Annotated in this window: 17 protein-coding genes and 1 tRNA gene; 9 read left to right on the top strand and 9 right to left on the bottom strand. The window is 70.3% G+C overall.

Annotated features, from left to right (window positions below):
• The first annotated feature begins 445 nt into the window (after positions 1–445).
• From ytfQ to MKL11_RS26035, 5 genes are all read left to right on the top strand, one after another.
• Entirely contained in the window at positions 446–1,411 is a 966-nt protein-coding gene (ytfQ, locus tag MKL11_RS26055) for a galactofuranose ABC transporter, galactofuranose-binding protein YtfQ (RefSeq protein ID WP_409565914.1), read from the top strand.
• A 35-nt stretch (positions 1,412–1,446) separates the two neighbouring features.
• Positions 1,447–2,985: a sugar ABC transporter ATP-binding protein gene (locus MKL11_RS26050; RefSeq protein ID WP_243948571.1), complete on the top strand. Its 1,539-nt coding sequence runs from the start codon at positions 1,447–1,449 to the stop codon at positions 2,983–2,985.
• Positions 2,985–3,956 (top strand): ABC transporter permease, encoded by a 972-nt coding sequence (locus MKL11_RS26045; protein WP_243948569.1) that lies wholly within the window; start codon positions 2,985–2,987, stop codon positions 3,954–3,956. The genes MKL11_RS26050 and MKL11_RS26045 overlap by 1 nt, the downstream gene beginning before the upstream one ends.
• On the top strand, positions 3,956–4,969 hold the full coding sequence (yjfF, locus tag MKL11_RS26040; RefSeq protein WP_243948567.1) for a galactofuranose ABC transporter, permease protein YjfF: 1,014 nt from the start codon (positions 3,956–3,958) through the stop codon (positions 4,967–4,969). Before MKL11_RS26045 ends, yjfF begins: the two co-directional genes overlap by 1 nt.
• A 109-nt stretch (positions 4,970–5,078) precedes the next feature.
• Positions 5,079–6,026: a dihydrodipicolinate synthase family protein gene (locus MKL11_RS26035; RefSeq protein ID WP_243948565.1), complete on the top strand. Its 948-nt coding sequence runs from the start codon at positions 5,079–5,081 to the stop codon at positions 6,024–6,026.
• A gap of 65 nt (positions 6,027–6,091) precedes the next feature.
• On the opposite strand, the gene MKL11_RS26030 is transcribed toward MKL11_RS26035, so the two are convergent.
• A complete protein-coding gene (locus MKL11_RS26030; RefSeq protein ID WP_243948563.1) occupies positions 6,092–8,521 on the bottom strand; it encodes a membrane-bound PQQ-dependent dehydrogenase, glucose/quinate/shikimate family in 2,430 nt (809 codons plus the stop codon).
• Positions 8,522–8,684: 163 nt separating this feature from the next.
• Complete coding sequence (locus MKL11_RS26025) at positions 8,685–9,971, bottom strand: efflux RND transporter periplasmic adaptor subunit (protein WP_243948560.1); 1,287 nt, start codon at positions 9,969–9,971, stop codon at positions 8,685–8,687.
• Between the two features lie 283 nt (positions 9,972–10,254).
• On the opposite strand from MKL11_RS26025, the gene MKL11_RS26020 reads away from it, so the two are divergent.
• From MKL11_RS26020 to purD, 3 genes are all read left to right on the top strand, one after another.
• Positions 10,255–11,496, top strand: coding sequence for an oxalate decarboxylase family bicupin (locus tag MKL11_RS26020; RefSeq protein WP_243948559.1), 1,242 nt, complete (start codon positions 10,255–10,257; stop codon positions 11,494–11,496).
• Between the two features lie 76 nt (positions 11,497–11,572).
• Entirely contained in the window at positions 11,573–11,881 is a 309-nt protein-coding gene (locus tag MKL11_RS26015; RefSeq protein WP_243948557.1) for a hypothetical protein, read from the top strand.
• A 94-nt stretch (positions 11,882–11,975) separates the two neighbouring features.
• Positions 11,976–13,253, top strand: coding sequence for a phosphoribosylamine--glycine ligase (gene purD, locus MKL11_RS26010; RefSeq protein WP_243948555.1), 1,278 nt, complete (start codon positions 11,976–11,978; stop codon positions 13,251–13,253).
• Positions 13,254–13,320: 67 nt separating this feature from the next.
• Here purD and ggt read toward each other — a convergent pair whose 3' ends face one another.
• Together ggt and MKL11_RS26000 are read right to left on the bottom strand one after the other, a co-directional pair.
• A complete protein-coding gene (gene ggt, locus MKL11_RS26005) occupies positions 13,321–15,090 on the bottom strand; it encodes a gamma-glutamyltransferase (protein ID WP_243948548.1) in 1,770 nt (589 codons plus the stop codon).
• Positions 15,091–15,307: 217 nt separating this feature from the next.
• On the bottom strand, positions 15,308–16,318 hold the full coding sequence (locus tag MKL11_RS26000; protein ID WP_243948546.1) for a 1-aminocyclopropane-1-carboxylate deaminase: 1,011 nt from the start codon (positions 16,316–16,318) through the stop codon (positions 15,308–15,310).
• Positions 16,319–16,514: 196 nt separating this feature from the next.
• Between MKL11_RS26000 and MKL11_RS25995 the strand changes: the two genes are divergently transcribed.
• Positions 16,515–16,979 carry an Lrp/AsnC family transcriptional regulator gene (locus MKL11_RS25995; protein WP_243948688.1) on the top strand — a complete coding sequence of 155 codons (465 nt, stop codon included), beginning with the start codon at positions 16,515–16,517 and terminating at the stop codon, positions 16,977–16,979.
• Positions 16,980–16,987: 8 nt separating this feature from the next.
• Here MKL11_RS25995 and MKL11_RS25990 read toward each other — a convergent pair whose 3' ends face one another.
• From MKL11_RS25990 to MKL11_RS25970, 5 genes are all read right to left on the bottom strand, one after another.
• Positions 16,988–18,331, bottom strand: coding sequence for a replication-associated recombination protein A (locus MKL11_RS25990; protein WP_243948544.1), 1,344 nt, complete (start codon positions 18,329–18,331; stop codon positions 16,988–16,990).
• Between the two features lie 87 nt (positions 18,332–18,418).
• Complete coding sequence (locus MKL11_RS25985; protein ID WP_243948542.1) at positions 18,419–19,876, bottom strand: Do family serine endopeptidase; 1,458 nt, start codon at positions 19,874–19,876, stop codon at positions 18,419–18,421.
• Between the two features lie 127 nt (positions 19,877–20,003).
• A complete protein-coding gene (locus MKL11_RS25980) occupies positions 20,004–20,489 on the bottom strand; it encodes a MucR family transcriptional regulator (RefSeq protein ID WP_243948539.1) in 486 nt (161 codons plus the stop codon).
• A 169-nt stretch (positions 20,490–20,658) separates the two neighbouring features.
• The gene (locus tag MKL11_RS25975) at positions 20,659–20,868 is read right to left on the bottom strand and encodes a hypothetical protein (protein WP_243948523.1); all 210 of its coding nucleotides are present in this window, start codon (positions 20,866–20,868) and stop codon (positions 20,659–20,661) included.
• Positions 20,869–21,332: 464 nt separating this feature from the next.
• Positions 21,333–21,409, bottom strand: a tRNA-Met gene (locus MKL11_RS25970).
• Between the last annotated feature and the right edge of the window lie 63 nt (positions 21,410–21,472).

Genomic DNA, 21,472 nt, shown 5'->3' with positions numbered 1-21,472 from the left:
GTAGCCTTTGCGGGGGAGGGAGAGCCGCGTGGGCCCTATGCGGCTCCTCATAAACTCATACAATTCTATCATCGAAGAACGGCCGGCCCGGCGAATCACCAACCCGCCCCTCGTCGGCAAGCCGGCACAGGCGCGCCAACCCATCTGCCGGACCGCGCGACGGCGAAGGCGAAAGGCGCGCCTCGGACACCCGATGCGGACGGACAGCCTCCGCCCTTCCGAAATCACGAAACGATGACAATCGCCTAGGATAGGCCGCTGTTTCCCCGGGCGTGCCGCCGCTGTTCCGGCCCGAATAGTATCGGCGCCGTCGCCTTACCCACAGACCCGGCGCCCCCGGGGATGCGTCGCGAGACCGGCTGTTCAACGCGCCGTGCATATGTCATACATATGCCGACCGATCGCCCTGAAGAGGCGGCGGACGCATTCAAACGGGGGGATGTCGATGAGAGGGACGATTTCCATCAAGGCCATGCTCGCGGGCGCGCTTCTCGCGTGGGCCGGCGCGGCCCAGGCCGCTTCGCTGACCGTCGGGTTCTCGCAGATCGGTTCCGAATCCGGCTGGCGCGCCGCCGAGACCACCGTGACCAAGGCCGAGGCCAAGAAGCGCGGCATCACGGTCAAGGTCGCCGACGCGCAGCAGAAGCAGGAGAACCAGATCAAGGCGATCCGCTCCTTCGTGGCCCAGGGAGTCGACGCGATCCTGCTCGCCCCGGTGGTCGCCACCGGCTGGGATTCCGTGCTCAAGGAAGCCCGGGACGCGAAGATCCCGGTGATCCTGCTCGACCGCGACATCGATCCCGCCGGCAAGGACCTCTACCTGACCGCCGTCACCTCCGACAGCGTCGAGGAGGGCCGGGTCGCCGGCGCCTGGCTGGCCAAGACGGTTGGCGACAAGCCCTGCAACGTGGTCGAGCTCCAGGGCACGGTCGGCGCCAGCGTCGCCACCAACCGCAAGAAGGGCTTTGACGCCGCCATCGCGCCCCACGCCAACCTCAAGCTCGTGCGCAGCCAGACCGGCGAGTTCACCCGCGCCAAGGGCAAGGAGGTGATGGAGAGCTTCATCAAGGCCGAGGGCGGCCGTTCGATCTGCGCGGTCTACGCCCACAACGACGACATGATGGTCGGCGCCATCCAGGCGATGAAGGAAGCGGGCCTGAAGCCCGGCAAGGACATCCTGACGGTCTCGATCGACGCCGTGCCCGACATCTTCAAGGCGATGGCGGCGGGCGACGCCAACGCCACCGTCGAGCTCACCCCCGACATGGCCGGTCCCGCCTTCGACGCGCTCAAGGCCTACAAGGACAAGGGCACCGTCCCGCCGAAGTGGATCCAGACCGAGTCAAAGCTCTACACCGCCGCCGACGATCCGATGAAGGTCTACGACAGCAAGAAGAACCTCGGCTACTGACGCGTCCCGCGCCGCTCGACCGCTGCGATCGCATCGTGCCCGATTCAATCCTGCTCACCGTCCGCGGGCTCTCGAAGAGCTTCGCCGGGCACCAGGCCCTCGCAGGGGTCGACTTCATCTTGCGCCGGGGAGAGATCCACGCCCTCCTCGGCGAGAACGGCGCCGGCAAGTCGACCTTCATCAAGACCCTGACCGGCGTCGTCCGGCGCGATGCCGGCGAGGTCTGGCTCGACGGCGCGCCGATCGCCCCGCGCTCGGCGGAAGCCGCGGCGCGGGCGGGCATCGCCACGGTCTACCAGGAGGTCGGCCTGCTGCCGAACCTCACCGTGGCCCAGAACCTGTTCCTCGGCCGCGAGCCGACCCGGTTCGGCCTCGTGCGCACCCGGGAGATGCGCCGGCGCGCGACCGCGCTGCTCGCGGATTTCGGCCTGTCGATCGATGTCGGCGCGCCGCTCGGCCGCTACCCGGTGGCGGTGCAGCACCTCGTGGCGATCGCCCGGGCGGTCGATCTCTCGGCCCGGGCGCTGATCCTCGACGAGCCGACCGCGAGCCTCGACACCCATGAGGTCACGGTGCTGTTCGGCGTGATGCGCCGCCTCGCCGAGCGGGGGATCGGCATCGTCTTCGTGACCCACTTCCTGGAGCAGGTCTACGCGATCACCGACCGGATCACGGTCCTGCGCAACGGCCGGCTGGTGACGGAGCGGGAGACCGCGCGCTTCCCGCGCCTCGAGCTGGTGCACACGATGCTCGGCCACGATCTCGCCGAGACCGAGGCCCGGGCCGAGCCGGCGGACCGGCCGTCGCGGAACGAGGCCGGGACGCCGGTCCTGCAGGCCGAAGGGCTCGGCAAGGCCGGCTACCTCCGGCCGGTCGACCTCACGGTGGCGAGCGGCGAGGTGGTCGGCCTCGCGGGCCTCCTCGGCTCGGGCCGGACGGAGACCGCCCGCCTGCTGTTCGGCGCCGAGCGGGCCGATCGCGGCCGCATCCGGCTCGACGGCAAGCCGGTCCGGATCGCCGGTCCCCGGGACGCCCTGCGCCACCGGTTCGGCTACTGCCCGGAGGAGCGCAAGACCGAGGGTATCGTCGCCGACCTGACGGTGCGGGAGAACATCGTGCTGGCCCTGCAGGCCCGGCGCGGCCCGTTCCGGCCGCTGGGCCGGGCGGCCCAGGACAGGATCGCCCGCGACTTCATCGCGATGCTCGACATCCGCCCGCCCGATCCGGAGCGGCCGATCGGGCTCCTCTCCGGGGGCAACCAGCAGAAAGCCCTGCTGGCGCGCTGGCTCGCCACCGAGCCGCGCCTGCTGATCCTCGACGAGCCGACCCGCGGCATCGATGTCGGGGCCCATGCCGAGATCATCCGCCTGATCCGGCGGCTCTGCGACGAGGGCCTCGCCCTCCTGGTGATCTCCTCGGAGCTCGAAGAGATCGTGACCTATTCCGACCGGGTGATCGTGATGCGCGACCGCGCCCAGGTGGCCGAGCTCGCCGGCAGCGCGGTCGACCTCACCGCCATCCTCCGGGCGATCGCCGCCGAGGCGGCGCCCGCACCGGTCCCGGAGCCCGCCTGATGCGCGCCCTTCGCTCCGGAGCGCCCCAGCTCCTCGCCTTCGCGGCCGTGCTGCTCGCCGACCGGCTCGCGTCGCCGCAATTCCTCGCGGTGCATCTCCAGGACGGGCGCCTGTTCGGCAGCCTGGTCGACGTGTTCAACCGCGGCGCGCCGGTGGCGCTCCTGTCGCTCGGCATGGTGCTGGTGGTCGCCACCGGCGGCATCGACCTGTCGGTGGGCGCCGTGATGGCCATCGCCGGCGCGGTGGCGGCGAGCCTCGCCGACACCTATCCGCTGCCGGTGGTCCTCGCGGCCGCCCTCGGCACCGGGCTCGCCTGCGGGCTGTGGAACGGGTTTTTGGTGGCGAGCCTGCGGATCCGGCCGATCGTCGCAACCCTGATCCTGATGGTCGCCGGCCGGGGCATCGCCCAGCTGATCACTGAGGGGCGCATCGTCACCTTCGCCTCGCCGGATCTCGCTTTCCTGGGCGGCGGCGCCGTCCTCGGCGTCCCCATGCCGGTGGTGCTGGTCCTCGCCATGCTCCTCCTGACGCTGGCCCTGGTGCGCGGCTCGGCGCTCGGCCTGATGATCGAGGCGACCGGCGGCAACGCCCGGGCCAGCGCGCTCGCCGGCATCGACACAAGGGCGGTGACGGTGGCGGTCTATGCCTGGAGCGGCCTCTGCGCGGCGCTGGCCGGCGTGGTCGCGGCGGCCGACATCCTGGGGGCGGACGCCAACAATGCCGGGCTGTGGCTGGAGCTCGACGCGATCCTGGCCGTGGTGGTGGCCGGTTCGTCGCTGCTCGGCGGGCGGTTCAGCCTGTGGCTGGCGGTGCTCGGCGCCTTCATCATCCAGGCGATGAACACCGGCATCCTGCTCTCCGGGCTGCCGCCGGAGCTGAACCTCGTGGTCAAGGCCGCGGTGGTGCTGGTGGTGCTCCTCGTCCAGTCGCCCCGCCTGGCGGGCCTCACCCTGCTGCTGCGGAAGCCGTGATGAGCCGCAACCTCCCGGTCCTGGTCGCCGCGCTCCTGTTCGCGGTCGGCTATGGCCTCTGCGCCACGCAGTTCCCCGCCTTCCTGACCACCCGGGTCGTCGGCAACCTGCTCACCGACAACGCCTTCCTGGGCATCGTCGCGGTCGGCACGACCTTCGTGATCATCTCGGGCGGCATCGACTTGTCGGTGGGCTCCGTGGTCGGCTTCACCACGGTGTTCCTGGCGCTCGCCATCGACCGCTGGGGGATCCCGCCGCTCGCCGCCTTCGCGATCGTGCTCGGGGCCGCCGCCCTGTTCGGCGCCGCGATGGGCGCGCTGATCCACGTCTTCGCGATGCCGCCCTTCATCGTGACGCTCGCCGGCATGTTCCTGGCCCGGGGCGCCGGCTTCCTGCTCTCCACCGAGTCGGTGCCGATCACCGCGCCGCTCTACGGCGCGGTCGCCGACCTGTCGGTGAGCCTGCCCGGCGGCGGGCGGCTGACCCTGACGGCCTGCGTGATGCTCGCCGTGTTCCTGGTGGGCGGGGTGCTGCTCCACGCCACGCGCTTCGGCGCCACAATCTACGCGCTCGGCGGCAGCCGCCACACCACCGGGCTGATGGGCGTGCGGGTCGGGCGCAACACCATCGCGATCTACGCCCTGTCGAGCCTGCTCGCCGCGCTTGCCGGCATCGTGTTCTCCCTCGACACCGCCTCGGGCACCCCGCTCTCGGCGGTGGGCGTCGAGCTCGACGCCATCGCGGCGGTGGTGATCGGCGGCACGCTGCTCACCGGCGGCCAGGGCGGCATCCTGGGCACGTTCCTGGGCGTCATGATCGGCGGCCTGATCCAGACGGCCATCACCTTCGACGGCACCCTGTCGAGCTGGTGGACCAAGATCGCCACCGGCCTGCTGCTCTTCGCCTTCATCGCCCTGCAGCAGGGCTCGGTGGCGCTCGCCGGGCGGCCCGGCCGGGCCGCCCGCCCCCGCCCGGAACAGCCGGTCGGCCGGCCGGCGGAGGCCCGCCCCTGACAGGGGCGGATCTTTTTGGCGAAGCCGGCGACCACCTTTCGGAGGGATGCCCTATGATCCCCGCCCGCGCGGCCCACCCCCTGGCCGCGCGACGGAGGACAGAACCGGCATGCCCCTCACCAGCGAGCTCCGCGGCGTCGTGCCGATCGCCCCGACGCCGTTCCACCCGGACGGCCGGATCGACGCGGTCTCCCTCGACCGGATGACCGATTTCTTCGGGGCTTCGGGGGTCGATGGCCTGACCATCCTCGGCCAGCTCGGCGAGGCCGGCAAGCTCGACCATGACGAAGGGCTCGCCGTCGCCAAGCAGGTCCTCGGGCGCACCCGCCTGCCGGTGATCGTGGGCGTGACCGCGCCGGGCTTCGCCGCCATGCGGGCGCTGGCCCGCGAGGTGATGGCGATGGGCGCGGCCGGCGTGATGATCGCCCCGCCGAACACCCTGCGCACCGACGACCAGGTGGTCGGCTATTACCGCAACGCCGTCGAGGCGATCGGGCCGGACGTGCCCTTCGTCCTGCAGGACTACCCCCTCACCTTCTCGGTCCAGATGACGCCCGGCGTGATCCGCCGGATCGTGTCCGAGAACCCCTCCTGCGTGATGCTCAAGCACGAGGATTGGCCGGGGCTGGAAAAGATCTCGACCCTGCGGGGCTTCGAGGCCGACGGCTCGATGCGCCACATCAGCATCCTGGTCGGCAATGGCGGCCTGTTCCTGGATTTCGAGACCGAGCGCGGCGCCGACGGGGCCAATACCGGCTACGCCTTCCCGGAGATGCTGGTCGACGTGGTCCGCCTCGGCCGGGCGGGGGCGCGCGACGCCGCCCACGACCTGTTCGACGCCCACCTGCCCTATCTGCGCTACGAGCAGCAGCAGGGCCCGCTGGGGCTCGCGGTGCGCAAATACGTGTTCCAGCGCCGGGGAATCTTCGCCTCCGACGCCCAGCGCAAGCCGTCCCAGGCGCTCACCCCGCAGGCCAAGGCCGAGGTGGAGTACCTGCTGGCCCGCCTCGCCCGCACGGATGCGCGGGCGAGGCTCCTGGATGCACAAGGTCTGTGACCTGTCAGGGCTCCGCCCTGACGACCTGCCAAAGGGCTCAGCCCTTTGGAAACCCATCCGGGCGCTCAGTCGAGCCGGTAGGCGATGACCGAGTCGCCCGGCGTGGTGCCCAGCGAGCCGTGGCCGCCGGCGGCGATCACCACGTATTGCTTGCCGTCCTTGCCCCGGTAGGTCATCGGCGTGGCCTGGCCGCCCGCGGGCAGCTTCATGGACCAGAGGGTCTCGCCGGTCTGCATGTCGTAGCCCCGGATCAGGTCGTCGAGGGCCGCCCCCGCGAAGGCGACGCCGCCGGCCGTGGTCAGGGTGCCGCCATGGGCCAGCATGCCCATCTCGAACGGGATCGGGAACGTGACGCCGGCGACCTTCTGCCCGGCCACGGTGCCGTTGCGGTGCTTCCACGCGGTGGTGCCGTCCGCGAGGTTCACCCCGACCCGCACGCCCCAGGGCGGCGCGTTGCAGGGCACGCCGAGGGCCGAGCGCATATGGGCGATCGACACCGCGTAGGGGCCGCCGAGATTCTCGTTGCCGGGCTTCGAGTCCGGGTCGGTCGAGAACAGGCGCTTGTTCGGCTCGCCCGCGGGACGCCGGTACAGCTGGTAGATGTAGGGCAGGTATTGCGGGGTCGCGATCATCCAGTGGTTGACCGGATCGACGGCCACCGAGCCCCAGTTGAACACCCCGATATTGCCCGGCCACACGATCGATCCCCCCGACGCCTGCGGCGGCGTGAACGGGTTGCCGTCGTAGCGGTTCGACCGGAACGTGATCCGGCACTGGATCTGGTCGAACGGCGTCGTGCCCCACATGGCGGCTTCGGTCAGCGGGGCCGGGGTGAAGCGCAGCGCCGACATCGGCTGGGTCGCCGAGAGCGTCTCGCCCGGGATGTCGGTCTCGGTGGAGACCTTGACCGGCTCCACAGGCACGATCGGCTCGCCGGTGCGCCGGTCCAGGACCCAGACGTTGCCGATCTTGGTCGGGACCAGGATCGCCGGCACCGCGGCACCCTTGTGCGGCAGGGTCAGCAGCACCGGCTGGGACGGGTTATCCCGGTCCCAGAGGTCGTGCGCCGCGGTCTGGAACTTCCAGATCAGCCGGCCGGTCTTCAGGTCGAGGGCCGCCAGGGCGTCGATGAAGGCCTCGTCCTCCTTGGACCGGGTCACGCCGACCTGATCGGGCGACCGGTTGCCGAACGGCACGTAGACCTGGCCCAAGCCCTCGTCGGCCGCGAGCTGGGTCCAGGCCACCGCCGAGTTCGGCTCGTAGAGTTCCCCGGCTTTCAGCGGCGCGGTGTCGTCGGGCTTGCCGGCATCGAACTTCCACACGATCGCGCCGGTGCGCACGTCGTAGGCGCGGATCGCCCCCGACGGGTTGGTCGCGTAGTAATTGTCGGCGATGGCGCTGCCGAGGATCACGAGGTCCCGGGTCACCAGCGGCGCCGAGGTCTGCTGGTAGGTCGCGCGCTGCAGGCCCGGCATCTGCGCCTTCAGGTCCACCGCGCCGTCGGTGCCGAAACTCTTGCACGGGGCGCCGGTCTCGGCGTTCAGGGCGTAGAGCTTGGCGTCCACGGAGGCCGCGATGATCCGGCGTGGGCATTCGGCGATGGCCGCCGCGGCCGCCTGGGCCTGAGCCGGATCGGTCTCGGCCGGCGGCACGAAGCCGGTCGAGTCGTTGTAGGACACGCCGCGGCAGGTCTGGTGCTGGTACTGGGCGTCCCGCTGCATCTTGGGGTCGAAGGACCAGACCACGCGGCCGGTCTCCGGCTCCAGGGCCCGGACGATGCTGTGCGGGGTGCAGAAATACAGCAGCCCGTTCACCTTAATGGGCGTCGCCTCGAAGGTGTATTCCTTCGAATCCCTGCTGTCGCCCTCGCGCAGGTCGCCGGTATGGTGCTCCCAGGCGACCTTGAGGCCCCGGACGTTGCCGGTGTCGATGTCCTTCAGCGCCGAGTAGCGCTGGCCGAGATTGGTGCCGCCATACGCGACCCAGTCGTCGGCCGGATAGGCGACGCCGCTCGGATCGACCGCCGCGTCCCCGGCTTGCGCGACCTTCGGCAGGCTGCCCTTCGTCTCCACCGGATCGACGAACCACGCCGCCACGCCCAGGATCGCCAGCAGCGCCACGACGGCGCGCAGCGCCAGCGGCCCGTTCCGCAGGCTCGGCGCCCAGGGACTTTCCGGCCCGTTCCGCACGCCCCCGGGCACGAACGGCAGGGACAGCAGCAGGCCGAGGAACAGGATCAGCGCGCCGCGCGGGATCCATTGCCACTTGTCGAACCCGACTTCCTGGATCGTCCAGGCGAAGGCGGCTGCCAGCGTCAGGGCGTAGAGCCAGAAGCCGCTCTGGCGGCGCCGGGCGAGCTGGATGCCGGCGGCGAGCAGGCCGAGGCCGATCCCGACGTAGAACGGCGACCCGCCCACCGCCGCAAGCTTGTATCCGAAGCCGATCAGGGACAAACCCAGTATTGCAGTCAGCAGGCCCAGGATTTTGACTGCCATGGCGATGAAATCCGCGCGCGTGATCCGGACGATGACGATGGATCTTCGAGGGTTCCGGGCGGAATACGCGCATGGAGCCCCCGAGTCGGGCGGCTTATCTTCGCTGTAGCTAGTCCCAAGCTGTGCTGTCGGTGCGGCGGTGGACGGACGGCTTGGCCGTCCCTCACGTCCCGGCCTTGCCCTCCGCCCGCAGGGCGACCGGGTCGCCGTCGCGCAGGGAGGCCGGCGGTCCGACCACGACCTGCTCGCCGCCGCTCAAGCCCGTGCGCAACTCCAGCACCGTCCCGGTCTGGCGGAAGATCGTGACCGGGCGCATCCGCACCACCTGCCTGCCGTCTTGCTGGCTGCCGTCCTGGGCCGCCTCCACCACCGCCACCCGGGTCCCGGCCTGGTCGAAGATCAGGGCGTCGTTCGGCACCGACACGGCGGGGGAGACCCGCGGGATCGCCAGCGTCAGGGTGATGTAGAGGCCGGCCTGCAAAGCGCCGTCCGGGTTGGGGATGTCGACCTGCGTCACCAGAATGCGCGAGGCGTAGAGCAGCGTGGACGACGAGCGCGAGACCCGGCCGGGAAAGACCTTTCCGGGGAGCTGGGCCACCTCGGCCTTGGCCTCCAGGCCGTCGCGGATTCCGTCGGCTGCGTAGAGCGGCACGTTCACGGCCATGCGCAGCACGTCGTCCCGGGCCAGGGTCAGCAGCGGCGGGCCGGTATTGGTGTCCGCCGTGACCGCGTCGCCGACATCGTTGTTGCGGGTGGTCACGACCCCGTCGAAGGGCGCGCGGATCTCCTCGAACCCGGTCAGGACCTTGAGCCGGGCGACCTGGGCCTCCTGGGCGGCGATATTGGCCTCGGCGACCTTCACGGCCGCCTTGACGGCGTCGACATTGGCGGTCTGGGCCAGCACCCCGGCCTGCGAGGTGTCGGCGTTCTGCCGGGTCTCGGCGCCGCTGCCGGCCAGCGTCGAGGTCCGCCGGTTGGTGACGTCCGCGAGGTGGCGGTTGGCTTCGGCCTGGTCGACCATGGCACGCGCCTGGATCAGCGCCGCCTGCAATTGCAGGATCTGTGACTGCGCCTGGACGAGCTGCTGATCGAGATCGGGGGCGCTGATCCGGAACAGCAGGTCGCCCTTCTTCACGTGCGAGCCGATATCGACCTTGCGCTCGACGATGTAGCCGGTGGCCCGCGGGTAGAGGCTCGCCGTGTCGAAGGCCTGGGTGGTGCCGGTCTGGGTCAGGCTGAGGGTGTCGGAGGCCCGCTGGGCCGTGGCGACCCGCACGGTCTGCGGTTTGGCCGCCGCGTGCGGCGGTGGGCTCGCCGCCCGGGACGGGTCCGGCCAGTGGCGGTAGCCGAGGAAGCCGATGCCCGCCAGCGCCAGCAGGCCGATCCACAGGCGGCCGCTTCGCGCGGGGCCGCCGGCCTCGCCCGCCGCTGAACTGTCCCGGTCCGCCATCCTGGTCCTCGGGTCATGCTAAGCGTCCTGCACCGCACCACCGGCGCCCTGCCCCGCGGGCCGACACCCGCCGACCGGCCGGGACACATCCGATATCGTATTCAATTCATAGACCACGCCCGGGGTCCGGGCGAGATGCCGCAGTGCACGATCATGTGCTGGATCCTCCGGTGCCGCGGCCGGTTACCCCGCGACGGGCCCGGATCCAGGCCCCTGTTCCCATGCACGCGCTGACGCCGAACCGGTCCCCGCTTCGGCGGCGCGCTCCAGAGACCGAGATACGATGACCGAGATCTCCCGACGTTCCATGATCGCCGCCGCCGGCGGTGCGATGATGGCGTCCCCCGCCCTGGCCCAGCCCGCCGCCCCCGTCGCCGCCCCCGTCGCTGCCCCCCTGCCCCAGCGCGGCTCGAAGGGCGCCGACATCCTGGGCCCGACCAACGATCCCCGGGCTGCCGAGGAGCCGTTCACCCAGGCGCCGCCGGCCACCGACCACGGCACGATGCCGAACCTGAAATGGTCGTTCAGCGACAGCCACATGCGGCTGGAGGAGGGCGGCTGGGCACGCCAGACCACTTTGCGCGAGCTGCCGATCTCCAAGGCCATGGCCGGGGTCAACATGCGGCTGAAGGCCGGCGCCGTCCGCGAGATGCACTGGCACAAGGAAGCCGAGTGGTCCTACATGATCAAGGGCAAGGCCCGGATCACCGCGGTCGACCAGGACGGGCGCACCTTCGCGGACGATGTCGGCGAGGGCGACCTCTGGTACTTCCCGGGCGGCATCCCGCACGCGATCCAGGGGCTTTCGGCCGACGGGGTCGACGGCTGCGAGTTCCTGCTGGTGTTCGACGACGGCGGCTTCTCGGAGGATTCGACCTTCCTGCTCACCGACTGGCTGGCGCACACCCCCAAAGACATCCTGGCCAAGAATTTCGGCCTGCCCGAGAGCGCTTTCGCCAAGATCCCCGAGAAGGAACTCTATATCTTCCCCGGGCCGACGCCCGGCCCGCTCTCGGCCGACCTCATGGGGGGTGCCGGCCAGATCCCGAAAACCTTCAGCCACCGGATGCTGGCCCAGGAGCCGATCCGCACCAGGGGCGGGCGCGTGCGCATCACCGATTCCACGGTGTTCCCGGCCTCGGCGACGATCGCGGCGGCTTTGGTCGAGGTCGAGCCCGGGGGCATGCGCGAGCTGCACTGGCACCCCAACGGCGACGAGTGGCAGTATTACCTCTCGGGCAAGGGCCGGATGACGGTGTTCGGCTCGGAATCGAAGGCCCGCACCTTCGACTACCAGGCCGGCGACGTCGGCTACGTGCCCTTCGCCATGGGCCACTACATCGAGAATACCGGCGACACGACGCTGACCTTCCTGGAAATGTTCAAGAGCCCGCGCTACGCCGACGTCTCGCTGACGCAGTGGCTGGCGCTGACCCCGCACCCGCTGGTCGAGGCCCATCTCGGGATGGATCCCAAGCAGGTCGACGCCCTACGCCAGACCAAGGCGCCGGTGGTGCCGGGTTGACGCGGCCAGGAACCTGATGGAGCCTCGACGCGTCGACGGTGAGAGATCGTATTCAGGTTTGATCACGGAGAGACCGATGCGCGCCCTCGCCCGCGCGTTCCTCACCCTGGCGCTCGCCCTCCCGGCGGGCGCCGCCTGGGCGCAGGTTCAGCAGAACGACCCGAACGCGGCCAATTCCTCGTTCGCCCTGCAGAGCCAGATCCGCACCCTCAACCAGCAGCGGGTCAGCGATTACAACACGCTGAACCAGCAATTCCAGCGCAACGTCCAGTTCCAGCCCTATGGGCCGTATGACGGGGTCTATGGCAGGCGCCGGGTCGGCCGGCACGGGATCGTGCGAGCGCCCCGGGGCGGGATCAACACGAGCGTCTGCACCGGCTGCTGAACAACACGGGTCCGGGCATAGCGGGGACAGTCCTAAAAAACCCTTTTCCCGTCCGCACGCTTAGCCCAGAAGCTGGGCCCATGGTGGCGCGCGCATGAACATTCTGCTGATCGGCTCGGGGGGACGCGAGCACGCGCTGGCCTGGCGTCTGGCCAAGAGCCCGCTCTGTACCCGCCTGTTCACGGCGCCGGGCAATCCCGGCACCGCACGGCACGGCACCAACCTGCCCGACCTCAAGGTCACCGACCACGCCGCGGTGGCGGCCTTCTGCGCGGCCGAGTCCATCGGCCTCGTGGTGGTCGGCCCCGAGGCGCCGCTGGTGGCCGGGCTGGTCGACGACCTCAAGATCGCCGGGATCCGCACCTTCGGACCGACCCGCGACGCGGCGCGGCTGGAGGGCTCCAAGGGCTTCACCAAGGATCTCTGCGCCGCCTGCGGCATTCCCACCGCCGCCTTCGCGCGCTTCACCGCCCTGGAGCCGGCGCTCGCCTATGTCCGCCAGCAGGGCGCCCCGATCGTCGTGAAGGCCGACGGGCTGGCCGCCGGCAAGGGCGTCACCGTCGCCGAGACCCTGGACCAGGCCGAGGATGCCCTGGCGTCGCTGTTCGAGGAGCCCGGCGCCGAGGTGGTGGTCGAGGAATGTCTCTTCGGCGAGGAGGCGAGCTTCTTCGCGCTGTGCGACGGCACCCGGGCGATCCCGCTCGGCACCGCGCAGGACCACAAGCGCGTGTTCGACGGCGACCGCGGCCCCAACACCGGCGGCATGGGCGCCTATTCCCCGGCCCGGGTGGTGACCCCGGAGATCGAGGCCCGGGTCATGGCCGAGATCATCCTGCCGACGCTCGCCGGGATGCGGGCGCGGGGCTGCCCGTTCACGGGCATCCTCTACGCTGGCCTGATGCTAACCGCGGACGGCCCCAAGCTGATCGAGTACAACACCCGCTTCGGCGATCCCGAGGCGCAGGTGCTGATGCCGCGCCTCGCCTCCGACCTCGTGCCGGCTTTGCTCTCGGCGAGCGAAGGCGACCTCTCCGGAGTCACCCTCGAATTCGACGCGCACCGGGCCGCCCTCACCGTGGTCATGGCTGCGGCCGGCTATCCGGGCGCCGTGGTCCGGGGCTCGGCGATCCGGGGCGTCGAAGCGGCCGAGGGCGAGGGCGTGTTCGTGTTTCAGGCCGGCACCCGCGACGAGGGCGGACAGCTCTTTGCCGATGGCGGCCGGGTGCTGGCGGTCACGGCGCTCGGCGACAGCGTCACCGACGCCCAGGACCGCGCCTACGCGGCGGTGGCCCGGATCGACTGGCCGGAAGGCTTCTGCCGCCGGGACATCGGCTTCCGCGAAGTCGCCCGGGAAGCCGCCGAACAGGGTTAAGCTCCCGGTATCTCAGGGGCTCCGCCCCCCTGAACCCCCACCAAAGGGCTTGCCCTTTGGGAACCCCTTACTCGCCGATCGCGGCGCCGGCCGGACGGCGGTTGTCGTTGGCGCCGTAGAGCAGGCCTGGGCGCATCCGCTCGGTGCGCGTCGCGTCATTGCCCGAGGAAGCGGCTTCGGCAGAATCCGGCGCGGCGGCGCGGACCGCGATCAGCTCCTGCGCGCCCCAGGGTTTCTGCTCGACGAGCGTGTGGCCCATGCCCCGCAGGATCGCTTGCGTATCCGCCGAGAGCGCGAACGGCTCCGCATAGACCGTGTCGGGCAGCCACTGGTGGTGGATGCGCGGGGCGTCCACCGCCTCCTGCGGCTCCATGCCGAAATCCAGCATGTTGATGAGCGTCTGAGCGTTGATCGTGATGATCCGCGAGCCCCCCGGCGAGCCCGCCACCAGGACGACCTGGCCGTCGCGCAGCACGAGGGTCGGCGCCATCGACGAGAGCGGCCGCTTGCCCGGCGCGATCGCGTTCCGGGCGCCCTGCACCAGGCCGAACAGGTTCGGCACCCCGGGCTTGACGGTAAAATCATCCATCTCGTCGTTGAGGAAGAACCCGGTCTCGCCGGCCATCACCCCGGCGCCGAAATAGCCGTTGATCGTGTAGGTGAGGGAGACCGCATTGCCGGCCCTGTCCATCACCGAGATGTGGGTGGTCTCGGGCTTCTCCTGCGGGAGGCTTTCGGGGGCCGGGCGAATCTCGGCGGACGGGGTCGCCCGGTCCGGCCGGATCGTGGCCCGCTGCTGCTCGGCGTAGGCCCGCGACAGCAGCTGCGCCACCGGGTTCGGCCCAAAATCCGGGTCGCCCAGCAGGATGTTGCGGTCGGCATAGGCGCGCCGCATCGCCTCGACCATCAGGTGCACGCTCCGCGCCGAATTGAAGCCGGCCGCCTGCAGGTCGTAGCCGTCGAGGATGCTGAGGATCTCGCACAAAGTCGTACCGCCGGACGAGGGCGGGGGCGCCGACAGGATGGTGGCGCCCCGGTAGCGGCAGGTCAGCGGCTCGGATTCGGTCACCGTGTAGGCGGCGAAGTCGGACGCCGTCAGCAGCCCGCCCCCGGCCCGGGACGCCGCCTCGACCTGGCGGGGGATCGCGCCTGTGTAGAACGCGTCGGAACCACCGTCAGCGATGGCCTGGAGGGTGCGGGCGAGGCCGGCCTGGACCATCCGGTCGCCGGGCCGCCAGGGGCTGCCGTCCGGGCGCAGGAAGACGCGCGCGACATTGGCCTGCCCGGCGAACAGCTTCGTGCCGGATTCCAGGATGTCGGTGTCGCCGCGGGTGAGCACGAAGCCGTCCCGGGCCAGCGCGACCGCCGGGGCCATCACCCGGGCCAGCGGCAGGGTGCCGTATTCCGCGAGCGCGGTGTTCAGGCCGAGCACGGTGCCGGGCACGCCCGCCGCCTTCCAGCCGCGCAGGCTCGCGCCCTTCACGACATTGCCGGCGGCGTCGAGATACATGTCGCTTCTGGCCGCCCCGGGGGCTTTTTCGCGAAAGTTGATAAACCAGCTCTTTCCATCGGCCCGGTGGAGGACCAGGAAGCCGCCGCCGCCGAGATTGCCGCAGCACGGGTTCACCACCGCCTCGGCATAGGCCACCGCCACCGCGGCATCGATGGCGTTGCCGCCGGCCTTCAGGATGTCGGCGCCCACCTGGGAGGCGAGGCGCTGGGACGACACCACCATGCCGGTCTCGGCCTCCACGGCCGGCCCCGAGGCAGCCCGGGCCCCGGAGCCTCCGAGGGCGACGAGAAGCCCGAGGAGCAGCGCGCGTGCCGGTGCGATCATCCAGGCTCTCTCCGATGCGGGTCCGGCGGTGCCATATAGGGGGCCGTGCGCCGGAGTCGCGGCTCTCTCAACCACACCCACATCTTGAGGTGCCGAAGCGCAGCGAAAGAGGGCTCCAGGAGTCTCGCGCGTTCTGGAGGGCTCCTTCGAGGCCCGCTGGCGCGGGCGCCTCAGGATGAGGGGTATGGGTGGGAGGCGCGGCGCTGGGCCGACCGGTTCAGCCGTTGCGGAACGTGTAGCTGTAGCCGTTCAGCGCCGGCGCGCCGCCGAGATGGGCGTAGAGCACCTTCGCGCCCTTCGGGAAAAAACCCTTCTTCACGAGGTCGATCATGCCCTGCATGGATTTGCCCTCGTAGACCGGGTCGGTGATCATCCCCTCGAGCCGGGCCGAGAGCCGGATCGCCTCCACGGTCTCCTTCGAGGGCACGCCGTAGACCGGGTAGGCGTAATCCTCGTTGAGCACGACGTCGTCGGCGACGATGTCGCCCGCGCCGACCAGGGCGGCGGTGTTCCGGGCGATGTCGAGGACCTGGGCTTTGGTCTGGGCCGGGGTGCAGGAGGCGTCGATGCCGATGACGTTGCGGGCGCGCCCGTCCGCGGCGAAGCCGACCAGCATGCCGGCATGGGTCGAGCCGGTGACGGTGCAGACCACGACGTAGTCGAAGCGCAGGCCCATCTCGGCTTCCTGCTTGCGCACCTCCTCGGCGAAGCCGACATAGCCGAGCCCGCCATACTTGTGCACCGAGGCGCCGGCCGGGATCGCGTAGGGCTTGCCGCCCTCGGCCTCGACCTCGGCGAGCGCCCGCTTCCACGAATCGCGGATGCCGATGTCGAAGCCGTCATCCACTAGCTGCGTCTGCGCGCCCATGATCCGCGACAGGAGGATGTTGCCGACCCGGTCGTAGACCGCATCCTCGTGGGGGACCCAGGCTTCCTGGATCAGCCGGCACTTCATCCCGATCTTGGCGGCCACTGCCGCGACCATGCGGGTGTGGTTCGACTGCACGCCGCCGATCGAGACCAGGGTGTCGGCGCCGCTCTTGATCGCGTCCGGCACGATGTATTCGAGCTTGCGCAGCTTGTTGCCGCCATAGGCAAGTCCCGAATTGCAATCCTCGCGCTTGGCGTAGATCTCGACCTCGCCCCCGAGATGGTCCGTGAGCCGCTTGAGCGGCTCGATCGGCGTCGGGCCGAAGGTCAGGGGGTAGCGCTCGAAGTCTTGCAGCATCGGGTCTCTCCGGGTCTTCCGACCGCCGGGATCGTTTTCCACCCAGCGCGGCCGCCTTCGGGGTACGGCAGAAAACTACCCCGGATCGCCTGAAAAGTGCTCTCGTTCTCGGTCCGCCGATGGCAACGTGCTTGCATCGCTTGCAGCGCGGGACGAGAAATCGTCCGGAAACGCTCAAAAAATGAAAGAATTCGCCATGTCCGCAGGGCTCGACCGGATCGACCTCAAGATCCTGCGCCTGCTGCAGGCGGACGGGCGCATGGCCAATGCCGAGATCGCCGAGCGCTCGGGCACCAGCGCGGCCACCTGCCATCGCCGGATCCAGCGGCTGTTCACGGACGGATTCGTGCGGGCGGTCCGGGCGCTGGTCGATCCGGCCCGGGTCGGCCGAGGCACCCTGGTCTTCGTCGGCGTCGTGCTCGACCGCTCGACGCCCGAGAGCTTTTCCGCGTTCGAGGCCGCGGTGCGGGCGATCCCCGTGCTGCTCGACTGCCACCTCGTGGCCGGCGATTTCGACTACATCCTGAAGGTCCGCGTCTCCGACATGGCCGACTTCAACCGCCTCCACAGCGCCACGCTGATCGGCCTGCCGGGGGTGCGCCAGACCCGGACCTTCTTCGTGATGAAGGAGGTGATCGACAACGCCCCGCTCGCCCTGTGAGGACGCGCCTACCCCTCCTCGCGCCGCTGCCGGCGCAAAGCCTCCCAGCGGGCGAGGCGCTCGGCGATGCGGGTCTCGTAGCCGCGCTCGGTGGGCGCGTAGAGGTGCTGGCGCCCGATGGCGTCCGGCCAGTAATCCTGGCCCGAGAAGGCGTCGGGCTCGTCGTGGTCGTAGCGGTAGCCCGCGCCGTAGCCGATCCGCTTCATCAGCTTGGTCGGCGCGTTGAGGATCGTGCGCGGCGGCGGCAGGGAGCCGGCCTCCTTGGCCAGCCGCGTCGCGGCCTTGTAGGCCTCGTAGACCGCGTTCGATTTCGGCGCGCAGGCCAGGTAGATCGCGGCCTGCGCCAGAGCGAGCTCGCCCTCCGGGCTGCCGAGGAAGTCGAACGCGTCCTTGGCGGCGTTGGCCACCGCCAGGGCCTGCGGGTCCGCGAGCCCGATATCCTCCACCGCCATCCGGACCAGCCTGCGGGCGATGAACAGCCGGTCCTCGCCGGCATCGAGCATCCGGCACAGGTAGTAGAGCGCCGCGTCCGGATCCGAGCCGCGCACCGTCTTATGCAGCGCCGAGATCAGGTTGTAGTGGCCCTCCTGGGCCTTGTCGTAGATCGGCGCCCGCCGCTGCACGATTTCCTGCAGCGCCTCGGCATCCAGGGTCTCCCCCGGGCCGGCGGAGCGCCAGACCTCTTCCGCCAGGGTCAGCGCCGCGCGGCCGTCGCCGTCTGCCATGCGGACCAGCACGCCCCGCGCCTCCTCGGTCAGCGGCAGAGCTTGGCCCGTCAGCGCCTCGGCCCGGACCAGCAGCCGCGCGATCGCGCCCGGGTCGAGGGCCCGGAACAGCAGCACCCGGGCCCGCGACAGCAGGGCGGCGTTGAGCTCGAAGGACGGGTTCTCCGTGGTGGCGCCGACCAGCGTGACGGTGCCGTCCTCCATCACCGGCAGGAAGGCGTCGAGCTGCGCCCGGTTGAACCGGTGGATCTCGTCGACGAACAGCAGGGTCGCCTGCCCGGCCGCCCGGCGCTTGCGGGCGGCCTCGAACACCTTGCGCAGGTCCGGCACGCCGGAAAAGATCGCCGAGATCTGCTCGAAATGCAGATCGGTGCCCTGGGCGAGCAGCCGCGCCACCGTGGTCTTGCCGGTGCCGGGCGGTCCCCAGAAGATCAGCGAGCCGAGGCTTTTGCCGCGCAGCAGGCGCGTGAGGCTACCGCCCTCCCCGGTCAGGTGCTCCTGGCCGACCACCTCCGCGAGACTCTGCGGGCGCAGCCGGTCCGCGAGCGGGCGGCTCGCCTCCGCGACGGGGGCTTGGCCGGAATCCGGGGCCGATGGGGGCTCGGCGGAGGCGAACAGGTCGGACATCCGCGCATCAACACCGGGCCCGGCGGCGGGCGCAAGCCGGGATCCGGTCCTTGCCCACGGCCATGGCCCGGATGTCGACCGTCCGGCTCAGCCGCCGAACACCGAGGTCATGATCTCGCCGTTGCGGTTGATCACCACCTCCCAGGAATTGAGGGTGTTGCGGGTGACCCGGTCGAGGTCCTTGGTGGTCGCCACCGGCACGCCGTTGACCGCCACGATGATGTCGCCCTTCGCCAAGCCGAGCCGGCTCGCGATGGAATTCTCGTCCACCGCCTGCACGGCCACGCCCTCGGCCGGGAAGTCGACCTGCAACTCCTCGGCCACCGCCGGCGAGGTGTTGACCAGGGTCGCGCCCTGGAACGGCGAGCGGGTCCGCACCTTCAGCACGTCGCGCGGGCGTGTCTCCGGGGCGGGGGCGAGCTTGACCGTCACCGTCTGGCGGTTCGTGCCGCGCAGGATCCCGAAGCGGGTCTGGCCCTGGACACCTTTCAGCGCGAAGCGGTAGCCGAACGCCTCCGGGTCGGCGACCTCCTGGCCGTCCACCGTCAGGATCAGGTCGCCGCGCCTCAGCCCGGCCTCGTCCGCGGGGCTCTTGGGCTGCAGGCTCGCCACCAGCACGCCGGTCGGATGGTCGAGGCCCATGCTGTCGGCGATGTCCGGGGTGACGCTCTGGATGCGCGCCCCGAGCCAGGGCCGACGCACCACGCTCGCGCCGTCGCGGGCCGCATCGACCACCGCCTTGACCATGCCCACGGGGATCGCGAAGCCGATGCCGTGGCTGCCGCCGGACTGCGAGTAGATCGCAGTGTTGATGCCGACCAGCTGGCCGCGCAGGTCGACGAGCGCGCCGCCGGAATTGCCCGGGTTGATCGCCGCGTCGGTCTGGATGAAGTACTGGTAGTCCGCCGAGCCGACCTGGGTCCGCGCCAGCGCCGACACGATGCCCTGCGTCACGGTCTGGCCGACGCCGAACGGGTTGCCGATCGCCATCACGAAGTCGCCGACCTCTAGGGCGTCGGCATCGCCGAACGGCATCGGCACCAGGCCCTTCGGGGCCTCCTTGAGCTTGAGCACCGCCAGGTCGGTGCGGGTGTCGCGCATCACGATCGTCGCCTCGAACTCCCGGCGGTCGGACAGCGCGATGCGCACCTCGTTCATGTTGTCGATGACGTGGTTGTTGGTGATCACGAGGCCGTCGGCATCGACCAGCACGCCGGAGCCGAGCGACCTTTGAGCCCGGTCGCCCCGGGGGCCGCGGCCGCCCTCCGGCTCGCCGAAGAACCGGCGCATGAACTCCTCCATGGCGCTGGCGCGCGCGGTGGAGCGCTTCTCGACATGGGAGGCGTAGACGTTCACCACCGAGGGGGCGGCCCGCTTCACCACGGGGGCGAACGAGAGCTGGATGTCGGTCCGGCTCAGCGGGACCGTCTTGGCCGTCCCCTCCTTCGGGGCGGCGGGAGCCTCGGTGCGGGCCATCTGCGCCCCGGCGGGGCCGGCGGCCAGCAGGGTTGCGACGAGGGCGGGCAGGACGAGGCGGATCAGCATGCGGGGCTCCGGCGGCGGGTCGGGCGCGCCGTCCGGATCGGCGGCGGCGTGCCGTGCGGCCTACGCTATCGGAGCCGATTGCGGCAGGCCCGCGACACCGTCGCCGCAAGCCTGCAGGCCATACCGGTCAGGCGTCTTCCTTGCGGCGTACTGTCCGCTTCCTGGCGGCCTGGGGGGCGGGCTCGGGAGCCGGCGGCGCGGCGGATTTCCGGCGCTGCTGGCCGAGGCCGAGCGAGCGCGCGAGTTGCGAGCGCTGCGCCGAATAGCTCTGGGCGGTCATCGGGTAATCGGGGTCGAGGCCCCACTTGGCGCGATAGGCCTCCGGCGTCAGGCCCCGCAGGGTCAGGTGGCGGCGCAGGGTCTTGTAGGGCTTGCCGTCCTCGAACGAGATCAGGAAATCAGGCGTCACCGAGCGCCGGACCTCGTGGGCGGTCGCCTTGCTGGGGGCCGCCGCGGTCGCGCCGCCGGCGCAGACGCCCTGAATCGCGCCGTGGATGTCGTTGAGGAGTTTCGGCAGATCCGCGCTCTGCACGTGGTTGTGGCTCACATAGGCCGAGACGATCTCGGATGCGAGCGCGACGAAGCGGCTCTTATCGCCATCGGGTCGAGTCATATCGTGTACGCCGCCTTCTCGTCATGTCGAAACTGGCCAGAACGCAAGCACAGCGTCGCGATCTCGCGGGTCGATACAATCGCTTTTCAATGACCCGTCAAGTCTCAAATTCGATATCGCTATATACAATCAGAAACAGCACAAGAACAGGCGCATTAGGCGCTCAACCTCAAGGAAAATGGTCGCCGGCAATCTTGCTTGCGCGCAATCGAAACTGCTGCATCGATCCGCAAGCCGAAGCGTAGCAGCCCACAACTGACAGAAACTGGCCATGAGTGATGAAATAAAGACTTGGTTTCTTCCAGGATCGGTATTTGGTCGTGCCGGTATGCTGCAGTGCGGAATGCAAGCACCAGCGCTTGGCTGCAATCGCAGCCACCAGCGCAACTCCAGCGTGCCCGTCGGCTGACGTGGCGACCTCGCTACAGGGCCTCTCCGCCTGTCACATCAGGGACCCTGCGTCGGCGGCGGCACCGAGCATCTGCCGCTATCGAGCGTCCGGCTTGGCGCAGTCCAAGACCGATCCGGTGTTGGGGCTGAACGCGCTGCGGAGAGCGGCCATACCCGCCTGGAACGGTCAGGCACGCCATCGTCTCGGGCATCGGATCCGGAACGGTGCTGTCGGTCCCTGATCCCGCGTCGTCCCGAAAGCTTGCACCCACCGTTCGGGCCGATGCGCAATCAGGCTGAGGCCGAACGATTCATCAATCCAGGCTCACGAGCCCGGTGCCATCCGATCCATGGAGCGGTTCACGCAGACAGACGCGGCCCTGGAACGCAGAAAACCCGGGCCGCGTTGAGCGGGCCGGGTTTCGAGTGGTGTGTGGGTGTTTTGATGATGGTTGGTTGCGGGGACAGGATTTGAACCTGTGACCTTCAGGTTATGAGCCTGACGAGCTACCGGGCTGCTCCACCCCGCGCCAAGGTTGTTCGGCTGGTCCGGGCTGGCGTTGCGCGTTGTGGCGCGGTCCGGGGCCGTAGCG

This window comes from Methylobacterium sp. J-077 (genome assembly GCF_022829365.1).
Classification (GTDB): Bacteria; Pseudomonadota; Alphaproteobacteria; order Rhizobiales; family Beijerinckiaceae; genus Methylobacterium.
Note: the sequence above shows the minus strand (reverse complement) of the source record. Positions and strands in the feature narration are given on the sequence as shown.